The sequence below is a fragment of the Cellulosimicrobium sp. NPDC055967 genome (assembly GCF_042269845.1).
Taxonomy (GTDB): domain Bacteria; phylum Actinomycetota; class Actinomycetes; order Actinomycetales; family Cellulomonadaceae; genus Cellulosimicrobium.
On sequence record NZ_JBHJYJ010000011.1, the window covers coordinates 13,483 to 28,151 of the forward strand.

Below are 14,669 nucleotides of genomic sequence, written 5' to 3' on the forward strand. Positions count from 1 at the left end.
CCGTTCGAACAGCCGCTTCGAACGCCGGATGAACTGTCGGTGAACAGTGGCCGAAGAATCCACAGGATGGTCGAGCGCGCGGCGGGGATGACCCCACCATGGACGACGTGACCGAGACGCTCCTGCTGGTGCTCGTCGTCGTGACCGCACTGGCCTTCGACTTCACCAACGGCTTCCACGACACGGGCAACGCGATGGCCACCTCCATCGCCACCAAGGCCCTCAAGCCCAAGACCGCCGTCGCCCTCTCCGCCGTCCTCAACATGGTCGGGGCGTTCCTCTCCCTGGCCGTCGCGGCGACCATCGCGAAGGGCCTGGTCGACGCGAACGTCATCACCCTCGAGGTCGTCCTCGCGGGGCTCGTGGGCGGCATCACCTGGAACCTGCTGACCTGGCTGCTCGGCATCCCGTCGAGCTCGTCGCACGCGCTGATCGGCGGCGTCGTGGGCTCTGTGCTCGCGGCCGTCGGGACCCAGGGCGTCATCTGGAGCGGCGTCGCCGCGAAGGTGCTCATCCCCGCGCTGCTCGCCCCGCTCGTCGCGGTCGGCGTCGCGAGCGTCGGCACGTGGGCCGTGGCCCGCCTCACGCGCGACGTCCCGGAGGACGTGTCGACCCGCGCGTTCCGCTGGGGCCAGGTCGGCTCCGCGTCGCTCGTCTCGCTCGCGCACGGCACCAACGACGCCCAGAAGTCGATGGGCATCATCCTGCTCGCGCTCATCGCGGCGGGCGCCGTCCCGGCCGACTCGAGCGTGCCGTTCTGGGTGATCCTCTCCTGCGCGTCGTTCATGGCGCTCGGCACCTACCTGGGCGGCTGGCGCATCATCCGCACGCTCGGCAAGGGCCTCGTCGAGATCGACACCCGGCAGGGCATGGCCGCCGAGACGTCGTCCGCGGCCGTCATCCTCATGTCCGGGCTGTTCGGCTACTCGCTCTCGACGACGCACGTCGCGACCGGCTCGATCCTCGGCTCGGGCGTCGGCATGCCGGGCGCCAAGGTCCGCTGGGGCGTCGCGGGCCGCATGCTCGCCGCGTGGGGCCTGACGCTCCCGGCCGCCGGCCTCGTCGGCGCGGCCTGCTACGGCATCCAGCACGGGATCGGCGGCGCGGCCGGCACGGTCGTGGTGTTCGCGATCCTCGTCGCGACGTCCGTCGCCATCTGGGTCGCGTCGCGCCGCAAGCCCGTGGACCACAACAACGTCAACGACGCCTGGGAGGAGGGCGCGGTGGACGCCGGGCTCGAGACCGAGGTCGTCGAGGCGCGGGAGGCCGCGCTGGAGCGTCGCCTCGACGCGGCCGACCCGTTCACCGACGGCGAGCCGCAGGCCGCCCGCGCCACGAACCCGACCGTGACCGCACCCGCCGCGCGCCAGCGCGCGAGCGTCTGACCCCGGCAGCCCGGAGGAGAGAACCGTGTTCGTCGAGATCGACTCGCTGCTCAAGGTCGTCGTCGCCGGCCTCGTCGTCGGCGCGGGCCTGCCCGCCCTCTTCGCGCTCGGGGTCCGGCTTGCCGCCGGCCGCGCCGTGCCCGTGGAGGTCGGCACCCCCGACGGCCGCTTCACGTCCGACGGCCGGACCGTGCGCGTCGAGCGCGCCACCCGCGGCCGCCAGGTCGGCGCGCTCGTGTGCTTCGCCGTCGTCGTCCTCGCGATCGCGGGCGGCATCGCCTTCGTCGCGGGCGGCGGTCACTGACCCGCGCTCCCCGGCCCCGCTGAGCGCCTGACGTCGTCGCGGTCGGACCGGTTCGACCTCGACCCTCGCACGCGCGCAGCGAGCGGAGTCAGGCGGAGTCGCGCACCACGAGGCTCGGGTCGAACAGGACGGAGCGCGCCCCGGCCTCCGGGTCGTCGATCTGGGCGAGCAGGAGTCGCGCCATCTCCGCCGCCATCTCCTCGACGGGCTGACGCACCGTCGTGAGCGGGGGGTGCGCCTGGTGCGCGACCGTGGAGTCGTCGAAACCGACGACCGCGACGTCCTCCGGGACGCGCCGCCCGGCCTCCTGCAGGACCGTCGACGCGCCGTCGGCCATGAGGTCGCTCGCGCCGAACACGCCGTCGACGTCGGGTCGCGCCGCGAGGAGCTCGCGCGCCGCGGCCTCGCCGCCCGCCCGCGTGAAGTCGCCCTCGACGACGAGCGGCTCGGGGAGCCCCGCGGCGCGCACCGCGTCGAGGAAGCCGTCGAGCCGGGCGCGCGCGAAGGGGACGTCGGACGGCCCGGCGACCGTCGCCAGCCGCGTCCGGCCGCGCGCCACGAGGTGCTCGGCCGCGAGCCGCCCGCCCGCCGCCTGGTCGAGGTCGACCCAGCTCACCCCGGCCGACTCGTCCGCCCCGTCGAGGTGCGTCGAGAGCACGACCGGCACGGGCAGCGCGGCGAACCGCGCCGGGAGCGGGTCGCCGGAGCTCGACGTGATGAGCAGGACGCCGTCGACGTGGCCCTGGCGCACGTAGCGCACGACCTGGTCGTGCGCGGGCGGGTCGGCGGGCAGGATCGCGAGGTGGATGTCGCGCGGGAGGAGCACCTGCTGCGCCCCGGCCGTGACCCGGCCGATGTACGGGTCCGTGAACAGGCGCTCCAGGAACGGGCTGGCGTGCGGCCGCTCCGTCGGCTCGGAGACGACGAGCGCGACCGACCCCGTGCGCCGCGTCACGAGGGTGCGCGCCGCGAGGTTGGGGACGTATCCCGTCTCGTCGATCGCCTGCTCGACGACCTCGACGATCGCCGGGTCGACCGTCGGCACGCCGTTGATCACGCGGGACACGGTGGCGCGGGAGACGCCCGCGACGGCGGCGACGGCCTCGAGCGTCGGGCGGGGGGCGGAGCGACGGGCAGCCATGGCGTCAGTTATACCGCCCGGGCTCAGCGCAGACGCTCCTTCGCGGCGAGCACGCGGACCACCGCCGCGTCCACCTTGGCGGCGAACGCCGGGTCGGTCGTCGCGCGCTCGACGACCGCCGCCACCATGGGCTGCACGACGCTCGGGTCCGCGGACGCGAGCACCATGTCGCCGCCCGCGTCGATCGTCAGGAGCGCGCGGTCGGCGGGCGACCACGCCTGCACCTGCTGCGCCGCGGACACGTCGTCCGTGATGACGACGCCGTCGAACCCCAGGTCGCCGCGCAGCATCCCGTCGACGACGACGGGCGAGAACGCCGCGGGCAGCGACCCGTCGATCTGCGCGTAGACGGCCGTGGACGTCATGACGAACGCGGCGCCCGCCTCGATGCCCGACGCGAAGACGGCGACGGACGGGTCGTCGCGCGTCGTCACGTCGTCCGTGACGCCCGCGTCGGTGTCGGTGTTCTCGGTGACGCGGCCCAGCCCCGGGAAGTGCTTGATCGTCACGTCCACCCCGGACGCCTCCATGCCGGCGCTGAAGGCGTTCGCGTGGGTCGTCACCGTGTCCGGCGTGAACCCGTAGCTCCGCTGGAAGTACCCGATCGGCGGGTTCTGCGCCGCCGTCCCCTCGGGCACCAGGTCCATCACCGGCGCGAGGTTGAGGTTCACGCCGGCCGCCGCGAGCTCGCCGCCCCAGGTCGTGGCGTCCGCCTGCAGCGTCGCCGGGTCGAGCGCCGCCTGGTCGGTGGCCGTGGGGATCTGCGAGAACCCCGGACCGCGCAGCACCTGGACGTAGCCCCCCTCCTGGTCGGTCGCGACGAACAGCGGCGTGCCGTTCGTGGTCTCGGGCGAGACGAGCGTCGTGAAGCCCGCGACGAGGTCCGCCGTCGGGCCGGTGCCCGCCTGCGAGCGCCCGGCGAGGAACACGTTGCCGACGTGGAGCTGCGACACCGCGTCGTAGCTCACCTGCTGCGGGTCGCTCACGTCGACGCCGACCATGAAGAGCTGCCCGACCTTCTGCTCGAGCGTCCACCCGGCCAGCGGGTCCTCGGGCGGGGTGGACGGCGTCGGGGGAGTGCCCGACGGCGACGGCTCGGGCGAGGCGCTCGGCGCGCCCGACGACGACGGGGCCGGGGCAGGGCCCGGGCGGGTGAGGTACCACGCGACCGCCGAGACGGCGGCGAGCGTGGTGAGGACGGCGACGACGATCCAGGTGGTCCGGGCACGGGTGGTCACAGAGCTGGCACCTCCAGCGGCCACCGTAGCCCGGGTCCGCTCGACGGGCGGAACCTGCCGCGGCGCGACATGATGCCCGCACGGGTGTCGCGTCCCGGGGCAACGGCGCGCCGGGACCGCGCCGTAGACGACGTCACCGACCCTGGAGCCCGGCATGACCCCTCGCCCGCGCCAGCGCCGCCTCGACTGACGATCACCGACCCGACGACCGACACCCGACCTGGGTGCCGGTCGTCGGGTCGGCGGGGCGGTCCAGCGCGAGGAGCGGGACGAACGCCCCCGCGCGGAGACGAGGATCACAACGCAGACTGCGTCATGGGGGAGCACGCACGACGTCTCAGAAGGCGAGGATGGTGCCCGGGGACCGGGCGGCGTCACCCGTCGGACCAGGAGCCATGCATGTCTCGAGGTACCTGCACCCGCACGCTCGACCCCCTGCGTCGTGTCGTCGCAGCCGTCACCGCCGCGACGCTCGCGCTCGCCGGGGCCGTCGTGCTCGTCACCGGGCCCCAGGCCGCACCCTCGTTCGCCGCGGTCGGGCAGTGCCCCGACCCGGGCCAGTTCCCCGGCATCGGGAACCTGCCCCCGAAGTTCACGGACAACAACGTCTCGGTGTATGCCGGGGGAAACTTCCTCGCCACGGGGTCGGCGTCGGAGGCCGAGGGCGTGCTGGTCGTCGGCGGGGATGCGACGTTCAACCGCACGCTCAGCGGGAACTCGTTCAACGTCGGCACGGTCGGGGCAGGGTCTCAGATCGCGCCGGACCCCGGCACGGTCATGCTCCACGTGGGCGGCACTCTCGACGTGGTCGCACCGACGAACGTGATCGTGGGCGCGGGCTACCAGGACCAAGGCGGCGGTGACGTCCAGGTCGGCGCGGCGAAGACCGGTGCAGGGACGGTGGACACGAACGGCGGGGAACTGCGGCCGAACCTCGGCGCTGCGACCGCGCTCGCGCCGTTCGGCGACTTCGGCGACCAGGTCACCCAGGCCTCGACGGCGTTCGCCGGCCTGACCGGGACACCCGCCACGGTGACGGGCAACATCGCGACCTTCGACGGCTCGGCGAGCACCGACCTGCACGTGTTCACGGTGGACGCCGCGGCGCTCAACGGCGTGAACACGCTCAACTTCGACGGGTTCGCTGACGGCTCCCCGATCGTCATCAACGTGGTGGGCGGCCCGGTCGACTTCCAGCCCAACTACTTCGCCGCGAACAACGTCCGGTTCGACGACTTCGCCAACCCGAACTTCGGCAACTGGGCGTCGCGGATCATGTGGAACTTTGTCGACGCCGACGCGGTCCAGCTCGGCCCGGCGGGGGCGGCGCAGTTCATGGGGTCGGTCATGGCACCGGCGGCGGACGTCCAGCTCTACAACCACATGAACGGGCGGGTGTACGTCGGCGGCGACCTCACGTTCGGCGGCGAGGGCTCGCAGAGCGGCCTGGGGATCCACAACTACCCGTGGATCGGTCCGGGGCCGTTCAACTGTGTCCCGACCTCCAGCTTCGTCGTGCAGAAGACGGTGACGGGCGCCGCCGCGGCGGACGTCCCGGCCGGGACGGTGTTCACCGTCCACTACTCCTACGTCACGCCGGCACCGGACAGCGAGACCGGCGAGGGTGACCTCGAGGTCCCGCTCAACGGCAACCTCGTCCCGGGCCCGGACCTCCCCGTCGGGACCGTCGTGACGGTCTCGGAGCCGACGTTGCCGACCGTCCCCGGCGTGTCGTGGGGGTCGCCGGTGTTCCGCGTCAACGGTGACGTGGTGAGCGATCCCACCTCGTTCACCGTCGTCGACGGTTCGATGATGACCGTGTCGGTCGTCAACACGGCGAACGCCGGCGGACCGGTCGGTGGGTTCTCGGTGCAGAAGGCTCCGCTCCAGGGCAACGCGGCGGGCGCCGTCGACCCCGCGACGGAGTACCAGGTCGACTGGGCGGCGACGCTCCCCGACGGGGCGACGTACGACGGCGACCTGACGGGCACGCTCACCGTGCTCGCGGACGGCGCGGTCGTCGACGGCCCGCAGGATCTGCCGGTCGGCACGACCGTGACGTTCACGGAGGTGACCCCGGACCCGGTCGACGGCGTCGTCTGGGGGACGCCCGTCGTCGAGCCCTCGACCGTGACGGTCGGGGAGGGCCAGAACACGTTCGTCACGGTGACGAACACCGCGACCACGCACGTCGGCGGGTTCACGGTCGTGAAGATCGTGGACGGCAACGCCGCGGGGCTCGTGCCCGACGACACGGCGTTCACCGTGACGTGGACGGCGGAGATCCCGGCGGGCGTCGTCTACGACGGCGAGACCGAGGGGCAGGCGGTGGTCCTCGCGGACGGCACCCCGTACGCCGGTCCCGTGGACCTCCCCGTCGGGACGGTCGTCACGTTCACGGAGGTCGCGCCGCCGGCGATCGACGGCGTCGTGTGGGGCATGCCGTCCATCACCCCGACCGAGCTCACGGTGGGTCAGGGGCAGCCGGCCGTCGTCCAGGTGACGAACACCGCGAGCACCGTGAACGGCGGGTTCACGCTGGAGAAGGAGCTCCTCGGCAACGCGTCGGGTGCGGTGCCGGGCGGCACGGCGTTCCTCGTGGACTGGGCGGCGACGCTCCCGTCCGACGTGACCTACGGCGGCCCGCTCGTCGGCACGCTGACCGTGCTCGCGGACGGGACCGTGGTCGACGGGCCGCAGGACCTGCCGGTCGGGACGGTCGTCACGTTCGCCGAGCAGACGCCGCTGCCCGAGATCGACGGCGTCCAGTGGGGGAGCCCGATCGTCTCGCCCGAGTCGCTCGTCGTGAGCGAGAACGGCGGGCAGCCCGTCGCGGTGACGATCACGAACGTCGCGACGTCCGTCGTCGGCGGGTTCTCGCTGAGCAAGGCGCTCGCGGGGAACGCGGCCGGCGCCGTGCCGGACGACACCGAGTTCCTCGTGGACTGGACGGCGGTGCTGCCGACCGGCGTGACGTACGACGGCGACCTGTCCGGGACGCTGACCGTGCTCGCGGACGGGACCGTGGTGGACGGCCCACAGGACCTGCCCGTCGGGACCGCCGTGGCGTTCTCCGAGCGGACGCCGCTGCCTGCGGTGCCGAACATCGTCTGGGGTGAGCCGTCGTTCACCCCGGGCGCCGAGATCTTCATCACCGAGAACGACGGCGCTCCCGTCGCGATCACCGTGACCAACACGGCGACCAGCACTGTGGGCGGCTTCGCGGTCGCCAAGGACGTCGTCGGCGACGCCGAGGGCCTCGTGCCGGGAAGCACGCCGTTCTCGGTGACGTGGGCCGCGACGCTGCCCACCGGCGTCACGTACGACGGCCCCCTCACGGGGACGCTGACCGTCCTCGCGGACGGGACCGTCGTGGACGGCCCGCAGGACCTCCCGGTCGGGACGACCGTGACGTTCTCCGAGACGTCGCTCCCGACGATCCCGAACGTCGTCTGGGGCGACCCGTCGTTCGATCCCGCCACGCTGACCGTCACGGAGACCGGGGACACCCCGACGCTCGTGACCGTGACCAACACGGCGTCGAGCGTCGTCGGCGGCTTCACGCTCCAGAAGGACGTCCAGGGGAACGCGGTCGGGATCGTGCCCGACATCACGACCTTCACGGTCACCTGGACCGCGGTCCTGCCGCCGGACGTCGCCTACGACGGTCCGCTCACCGGCACGCTGACGGTCCGGGCCGACGGGACGGTCGTGGACGGTCCGGCGGACCTCCCCGTGGGCACCGTGGTGACGTTCGCCGAGCAGACCCCGCTGCCCGAGGTCGGCGACGTCGTGTGGGGCCCGCCGTCGTTCACGCCGGCCCAGCTCACCGTCACGGAGAACGACGGCGAGCCCGTCGCGGTCACGGTGACGAACACCGCGAACGCGGTCGTCGGGTCGTTCGGCGTCGCGAAGGCGCTCGCGGGGAACGCCGCCGGGCTGGTGCCTGGCGACACCGCGTTCCTCGTGGACTGGAGCGCCGACATCCCGGACGGCGTCGACTACGACGGCGACACGTCCGGCACCCTCACCGTCCTCGCCGACGGCACGGTCGTCGACGGCCCGACCGACCTGCCGGTCGGGACGGTCGTGACGCTGAGCGAGCAGACCCCGCTCCCGGAGGTCGACGGCGTCGTGTGGGGTACGCCGTCCTACGACCCGGGGACCACGGTCACCATCACCGAGAACGCCGGCGCGCCCGTCGTCGTGACGCTGACGAACACCGCGACCACGGTGGACGGCGGCTTCTCGGTCGCCAAGGCGCTGACCGGGAACGCGGCCGGGCTGGTGCCCGGTGACACCGCGTTCCTCGTGGACTGGTCCGCGGTGCTGCCCGACGGCGTCACGTACGCGGGCCCGCTGACCGGGACGGTGACCGTGCTCGCGAGCGGGGCCGTCGTCGACGGCCCGCAGGACCTCCCCGTGGGGACCACGGTGACGTTCACCGAGCGCACCCCGCTGCCGTCGGTCGACGGCGTGGTCTGGGGCGTGCCGTCCTTCGCTCCCGCGTCGACGATCGTCGTCGTGGAGAACGGGGGCGACACCGTCACGGTGACGGTCACCAACACGGCCTCGACGGTGGACGGCGGGTTCACGGTGGCCAAGGCCGTGACCGGGAACGCGGCGGGCCTCGTGCCGGACGACACCGAGTTCGTCGTGGGCTGGAGCGCGGCCCTCCCCGAGGGCGTGACGTACGACGGCGACCTGTCCGGCACGCTGACGGTGCTCGCGGACGGGACGGTCGTGGCCGGTCCGGCGGACCTGCCGGTGGGCACGGTCGTGACGTTCACGGAGCAGACCCCGCTGCCCGAGGTGCCGAACGTGGTCTGGGGCGCCCCGGCGTTCACGCCGGGGGCCGAGGCGACGATCGTCGAGGGCGCGACGGGCGTCGAGCTCACCGTGACGAACACGGCGACGAGCGTCGTGGGCGGGTTCGCCGTGCAGAAGGCGCTCGCGGGCGACGCGGCGGGGGTCGTGCCGGGCGACACGGAGTTCCTGGTCGACTGGACCGCGGTGCTGCCCGAGGGCGTCACGTACGAGGGCGACCTGTCCGGGACCCTCACGGTGCTCGCGGACGGGACGGTCGTGGACGGCCCGCAGGACCTGCCGGTGGGGACGGTCGTGACGTTCGCGGAGCAGACGCCGCTGCCCGAGGTCCCGGGCGTGGCGTGGGGTGAGCCGAGCCTCGACCCCGAGGGTGCGCTGACGATCACGGAGAACGACGGCGAGCCGGTGGCGGTGACCGTCACGAACACCGCGGACACCGTACTCGGCACGTTCACCGTCGCCAAGGCGCTCACCGGCGCCGCGGCCGGCGCGGTCCCGGAGGGCACGGCGTTCACCGTGACGTGGTCGGCGACCGTGCCCGACGGCGTCGTGTTCGACGGCCCGACGAGCGGCACGCTCACCGTCCTCGCGGACGGGACGGTCGTCGACGGGCCTGCGCTGCCGTACGGCTCCGCCGTGACGCTCGCCGAGCCGACGTTCCCCGACGTCCCCGGGATCGCGTGGGGCACGCCGTCGTTCGACCCGGCCACGGTCGTGGTCGGGGACGCCGATGCCCCGGTGGCGGTCACGGTGACGAACACGGCGGTCGCGCAGGCCGGCGGGTTCACCGTGCACAAGGAGGTCGGCGGCGACGCCGCGAGCCTCGTCCCGGCCGAGACGGCGTTCCAGGTCGACTGGACCGCCGTGCTCCCGGCCGGGGTCGAGTACGACGGCGCCACGGAGGGCACGCTCACCGTCCTCGCCGACGGCACCGTGGTCGCCGGGCCGCAGGACCTGCCCGCGGGGACCGAGGTGACGTTCACCGAGCGCACCCCGCTGCCGGAGGTCCGGGGCGTCCTCTGGGGCGAGCCGACGTTCGCGGTGGACGGCGTGGCCGTCGACCCGGCGACCCTCACGGTCGTCGCGGGCACCGCGGTCGCGGTCACCCTGACCAACACCGCGAACGACGCGCACCTCGTCGGCGGGTTCGCCGTCCCCAAGGTCGTCACCGGGAGCGCGGCGGGCCGGGTGCCCGACGACACCACGTTCACGGTCACCTGGACCGCGGACGTCCCGGGCGGGACGCTCTACGACGGCCCGACGTCGGGGCGCCTCACGGTCCGCGCCGACGGCACGGTCGTCACGGGCCCCGCGGACCTCCCCGAGGGGACCGTCGTGACGCTCGGCGAGGTCGACCTGCCGAGCATCGACGGCGTCCGGTGGGGCACGCCGGTCTTCACGGTCGACGGCGAGCGCACCACCGGGCTGACGGTCGCCGTCGGCGAGCTGGCGGACGTGACGCTCACCAACACGGCGAGCACGACCGGGGGGCTCGCCGTGACCGGCGCGACCACGGGCGGGCTCGTCGGCCTGGGCGCGCTGCTCGTCCTCGGCGGGGCCGCGCTGCTCGCCGTGACGAGGCGCCGCCGGACCGCCTGACGGGCGGGACGCGGTCGCGCACCGCGACGCACGACGGGCCGGTCACCCCGCGGGGTGACCGGCCCGTCGTCGTCCCGCTCGGGCGAGCGGCGCCCGACCTCAGTCGTGGCCCGCGAGCGTCCCGAGCGCCTTGGCCCACAGCGCGTGCGCGCGCTCCGCGCGCTCGGCCGTCTCGATGTTGCGCTCGACGACGCGCACGCGCGTCCCGGAGTCGTCCGGCTCGAGGGTGATGGCGATGTCGTGGTAGTTCTCGGGGACGTCGGGCAGGCCCATCGTCGGGGAGAAGTGCGTGAAGTGCAGCAGGCGCGGGCGCTCGACCGCGACGACGGTGCCCCAGTCCGCGAACTCGCGGCCCATGTAGTGCCCCTCGAACGTGACGGGGCTGCCGGGCCGGAAGTCGGTCTCGACGTTCATGCCGAGCATCCAGCGGGCGCTCGGGTGCAGCAGCTCGGCCCACACGACCTGCGGCGGCCGCGCGACGTGGATCTCGGCGGTCGTGCTGTGCTCGGTCAGGGTCGGGTCGGTCATGGGTACCTCCGGGGGCTCGGGGGCGGGGGCCCGCTTCTGGGGCGACGGTAGACCCTCCGGGCGACACCGGCAGCCGGTAGGTTCGGGCGCGTGACCCGACTCGTGCTCGTCCACGGCCGCGACAACCAGGGCCTCGACGCCGACGTCCTCGACCGCACGTGGACCACGGTGCTGGACGCGGGGCTGCGCGCGGCAGGGTCGAGCCGTGTGCTGCACGACGCCGACACGTCGTTCGTCTTCTACGGCGACACCCTCGCCGGGCTCGTCGCGGGCGACGCGGAGCCGCCGCCGGCGACGGTGCACGCGCTCGCGGCCCTGCCCGGCGACGAGCTCGCGTTCGTCGCGGCCGTCGTCGAGGAGGTGCTGCGGGGCGCGGGAGCGGGCGTCCCGGCCCGCCCCGAGGGCGCCGGGGCCGGTGCGGGGGAGTGGCTGAACCTGCTGCTGTCCGCGCTCGACCGGTACGTGCCCGGCCTGAGCAGCGGTGTCGTCGTGCTGCTCGCGCGCGACGTGTGGGCGTACCTGCACGACGACGTCGTGCGCAGGACGATCGACGACGCGCTGGCGGCCGCGATCCCGACCGACGGTCCGGCCGTCGTCGTCGCGCACTCGCTCGGGTCGGTCGTCGCGTACTCGGTGCTGCGCGAGCACCCCGACGCCGCGCGGTGGGACGTGCCGCTGCTGCTCACGCTGGGCTCCCCGCTCGCCATCCGGGCGATCCGGGACGTCCTCGCCGCGCGCGCCCCGCTCCGCGTGCCCGCGCCGGTGCGCCGCTGGGTCGCGGCGCGCGACCGTCGCGACGCGCTCGCGCTCCACGGCCTCGGGCCGGAGGCGTTCCCGCTCGACCCGCCGACGCCGCCGATCGAGGACCTCGTCGTCGCGAACGCGGCGCCGGGCCACCACGCGGCGGCCGTGCTGCTCACCGACGGCAGCCCGGCGGGCTACCTCGCGCTCCCGCAGGTCGCGGCCACGGTGGCGGCCGCGCTGGACGGCTGACGCGACCTGTCAGCGCCAGGTCGCGGCAGGGCGCGACGTCGTGCTGACAGGGTCACGACACGCCGTGGAGGCGCGCGTGCAGCGACCGGATCTCGGGGGCGAGCTCGTAGGCCGGGCCGCGCACGGGCACGCCCGGCGCGACGTCGCCGATCGCGAGCGGGCGCACGGGTCCGGGCGCCACGCGCCACTCGTCGAGCCAGCCGACGAGCTGCGTCGTGCTCGACGCGTAGACGATCGGGCCGAGCCCGACCCACGCGTGCGCCGCGCTGCACATCGCGCAGTGCTCGCCGGACGTGTACACGGTCGCGGCGCGCCGCTCCTCGGGGGTCAGGTGCTCGGCGGCCCAGCGGGCGATCTCGAACTCCGGGTGCCGGGTCGCGTCGCCGTCCTTGACACGGTTGCGGTCCTCGAACCGCACGGCCCCGTCGCGGTCGACGAGCAGGGAGCCGAACGGCTCGTCGCCGTCGTCGAGCGCCTCGCGCGCGAGCTCGACGCAGCGGCGCAGGTGCACGAGGTCGTCCGGGGTGGGGAGGGTCTCGGGAGTCATGGCGCCCATCCTCGCCCGGTCAGCGCGCGAGCGCGAGGACGCTGCGCACGTCGGCGACGAACCCGTCCACGTCGTCCGGGGTCGTGTCCCACGCGCACATCCACCGGACCTCGACCCGGTCGGCGGTCTCGCCCGGTCCCCAGTCGTAGAAGCGGTGCCGCTCGCGCAGGCGCTCGACGGCCGCGCGGGGGAGGGTCGCGAAGACCGCGTTGACGAGCGTGGGCTGCGTGAAGGCGAGGCCCGACGTCGAGGCGGGCGCGGCGTCGTCGTCCGGTCCCAGCGCGGCGGGGACGACGACGTCCGCGAGCCCCGCGCGCAGGCGCGCCGCCATCGCGTTGGCGCGCCGGGCGTTGCGCAGCCAGAGCTCGTCCTCGTCCGCGACCTCGTCGACCTCGGCGACGGCGTCGCCCACCGGCTCGAACAGCGCGAGGAGCTGCGCGGAGACGTAGCGCATCTTGGACGCGAGCTGCATCGTCGCCTTGCGCACGAACTCGACTCCGTCGACGGCCGACGGGTCGAGCACGACGACCGCCTCCCCGAGCGCGAGCCCGTTCTTGGTGCCGCCGAACGACAGCACGTCCACGCCCGCGTCGGTCGTCAGGGCCCGGAGCGGGACGTCGAGCGCGGCGGCGGCGTTCGCGAGGCGCGACCCGTCGAGGTGCACGCGCATGCCCCGGGCGTGCGCGGTGTCGGCCACCGCGCGGATCTCGGCGGGCGTGTAGAGCGTGCCGAGCTCCGTGGCCTGCGTGAGGGACACGACGAGCGGCTGCGCGCGGTGCGGGTCGCCGAGGTCGCCCGCGAACCGCTCCACGGCGTCGGGCGTGAGCTTCCCGTCCGGCGCCGGGACGGCGAGCACCTTGACCCCGCCGACGCGCTCGGGCGCGCCGTTCTCGTCCGTGTTGAGGTGCGCGTGCTCGGTCGCGACGACCGCGCCCCAGCGCGGGAGCATCGCCATGAGCGCCACGACGTTCGCGCCCGTCCCCGTGAGCACCGGGTAGGCCGCAGCGTCCGGGCCGAAGCGGGACCGCACGGCGTCCTGGAGGCGTGCCGTCCACGGGTCCTCGCCGTACGAGATCTCGTGCCCGGCGCTCGCCGCGGCCAGCGCGGCGAGGACGTCGGGATGGGCGGGGGAGTAGTTGTCCGAGGCGAACGAGGTCACGTGCCCAGCGTAAGGACCCGGGGAGGCGCCGGTGCTCCGTCCGCGTCGTGTGCCGGGTCGTCCGTGGTCGGCGGGTACCAGACGCGCGTCCCCTCGACGCGCGCGAACGAGGTGAGCGTGTGCCGGCGCGGGCGTGCGGCGGAGACGATGTCGCGCACCTCCACGCCGCGGACGACGAGCGCGTCGCCGACCAGCGACCGGTGGCACCGCCACGGCACCGCCTCCGCGCACATGATGACGAGGTCGTCGTGCGTGCTGCGCCGCACGAGGTCGTCGACCGCCGCGGCGAACTCGGGGGTCTGCATGTGGTCGGCGTAGCCGCGGAACGAGAGGTTGCGCCACGCACCGTTCGGGCTGTCGGGCCGCGTGCGCCGCAGCCCGCCCAGCGCCCGGACCCAGCGGTAGGTGATGCCGTGCTCCCGCAGGACGGGACCCAGCGCGTCACGGTGGTACTGCGGGTTGTGCCGCGACTTCGGGACGGTGCGCACGTCCACGAGCCGCCGCACCCCGTTCTCCCGCAGGAGGCCCAGGAACTCCTCGACGGACCGCGTGGAGTGGCCCACCGTGTGCACGACGCTCATGCCCGCATCGTAGGAGCGGGCCGCGTCGCTCGGGCACCGGAGAGGCGCCGGGGCGAGCGAGCGGGCGCGGACGTGCCTAGCGTCGAGAGGGACGCCCGGCCGGGCGTCATGAGCAGCGGAGGTGCAGCCATGACCACGAACCCCGACGAGCCCGGCACGGGACCGGTCCCTTCCGTCGAGCCGACGGTCGAGCCGCCGAAGTCCCCGGGGCCGCCCCCGGACCCGTCGGAGCCGCCGCGCGACCCGAGCCACATGGACCCGGTCCCGGACTCCCCGCCCGACTGGCCGTCGTCTCCCGGCCGCCCCGTCGGCCCGGACGAGCCGAGCGACGACGCCTGACGCCCGGTCGCGCGTCGTGCACCCGACG

11 protein-coding genes are annotated in these 14,669 nt (G+C 74.5%); 5 read left to right on the forward strand and 6 right to left on the reverse strand.

All coding sequences use genetic code 11. The features are described 5' to 3' along the window. Window positions 1-98: 98 nt before the first annotated feature. Window positions 99-1,385, forward strand: coding sequence for an anion permease (locus ACFC2L_RS14410; RefSeq protein WP_375824971.1), 1,287 nt, complete (start codon window positions 99-101; stop codon window positions 1,383-1,385). A gap of 25 nt (window positions 1,386-1,410) precedes the next feature. Further along, window positions 1,411-1,689, forward strand: coding sequence for a hypothetical protein (locus tag ACFC2L_RS14415; protein ID WP_375824972.1), 279 nt, complete (start codon window positions 1,411-1,413; stop codon window positions 1,687-1,689). Between the two features lie 88 nt (window positions 1,690-1,777). On the opposite strand, the gene ACFC2L_RS14420 is transcribed toward ACFC2L_RS14415, so the two are convergent. Next, window positions 1,778-2,830 carry a LacI family DNA-binding transcriptional regulator gene (locus tag ACFC2L_RS14420; RefSeq protein ID WP_375824973.1) on the reverse strand — a complete coding sequence of 351 codons (1,053 nt, stop codon included), beginning with the start codon at window positions 2,828-2,830 and terminating at the stop codon, window positions 1,778-1,780. Between the two features lie 23 nt (window positions 2,831-2,853). Then, window positions 2,854-4,068, reverse strand: a complete 1,215-nt coding sequence (locus ACFC2L_RS14425; RefSeq protein ID WP_375824974.1) for a glycoside hydrolase family 3 N-terminal domain-containing protein — start codon at window positions 4,066-4,068, stop codon at window positions 2,854-2,856. A gap of 399 nt (window positions 4,069-4,467) precedes the next feature. Here ACFC2L_RS14425 and ACFC2L_RS14430 point away from each other — a divergent pair, with 399 nt between their 5' ends. After that, on the forward strand, window positions 4,468-10,494 hold the full coding sequence (locus ACFC2L_RS14430) for a DUF5979 domain-containing protein (protein ID WP_375824975.1): 6,027 nt from the start codon (window positions 4,468-4,470) through the stop codon (window positions 10,492-10,494). A gap of 99 nt (window positions 10,495-10,593) precedes the next feature. Here ACFC2L_RS14430 and ACFC2L_RS14435 read toward each other — a convergent pair whose 3' ends face one another. Next, window positions 10,594-11,022 (reverse strand): SRPBCC domain-containing protein, encoded by a 429-nt coding sequence (locus ACFC2L_RS14435; RefSeq protein ID WP_255179838.1) that lies wholly within the window; start codon window positions 11,020-11,022, stop codon window positions 10,594-10,596. Window positions 11,023-11,112: 90 nt separating this feature from the next. Here ACFC2L_RS14435 and ACFC2L_RS14440 point away from each other — a divergent pair, with 90 nt between their 5' ends. Further along, window positions 11,113-12,015: a hypothetical protein gene (locus tag ACFC2L_RS14440; protein WP_375824976.1), complete on the forward strand. Its 903-nt coding sequence runs from the start codon at window positions 11,113-11,115 to the stop codon at window positions 12,013-12,015. 52 nt (window positions 12,016-12,067) lie between these two features. Here the strand turns inward: ACFC2L_RS14440 and ACFC2L_RS14445 are convergent, their stop codons facing one another. Genes ACFC2L_RS14445 through ACFC2L_RS14455 form a run of 3 tightly spaced genes read right to left on the reverse strand, consistent with a single transcriptional unit; the run spans window position 12,068 to window position 14,302 of the window. Next, on the reverse strand, window positions 12,068-12,562 hold the full coding sequence (locus tag ACFC2L_RS14445; RefSeq protein ID WP_375824977.1) for a nucleoside deaminase: 495 nt from the start codon (window positions 12,560-12,562) through the stop codon (window positions 12,068-12,070). Between the two features lie 19 nt (window positions 12,563-12,581). Next, window positions 12,582-13,721 (reverse strand): threonine aldolase family protein, encoded by a 1,140-nt coding sequence (locus ACFC2L_RS14450; RefSeq protein ID WP_375824978.1) that lies wholly within the window; start codon window positions 13,719-13,721, stop codon window positions 12,582-12,584. After that, window positions 13,718-14,302: a DUF488 family protein gene (locus tag ACFC2L_RS14455; protein WP_375824979.1), complete on the reverse strand. Its 585-nt coding sequence runs from the start codon at window positions 14,300-14,302 to the stop codon at window positions 13,718-13,720. Before ACFC2L_RS14455 ends, ACFC2L_RS14450 begins: the two co-directional genes overlap by 4 nt. 129 nt (window positions 14,303-14,431) lie before the next feature. Here ACFC2L_RS14455 and ACFC2L_RS14460 point away from each other — a divergent pair, with 129 nt between their 5' ends. Next, window positions 14,432-14,641 (forward strand): hypothetical protein, encoded by a 210-nt coding sequence (locus ACFC2L_RS14460; protein WP_375824980.1) that lies wholly within the window; start codon window positions 14,432-14,434, stop codon window positions 14,639-14,641. Window positions 14,642-14,669 lie beyond the last annotated feature (28 nt).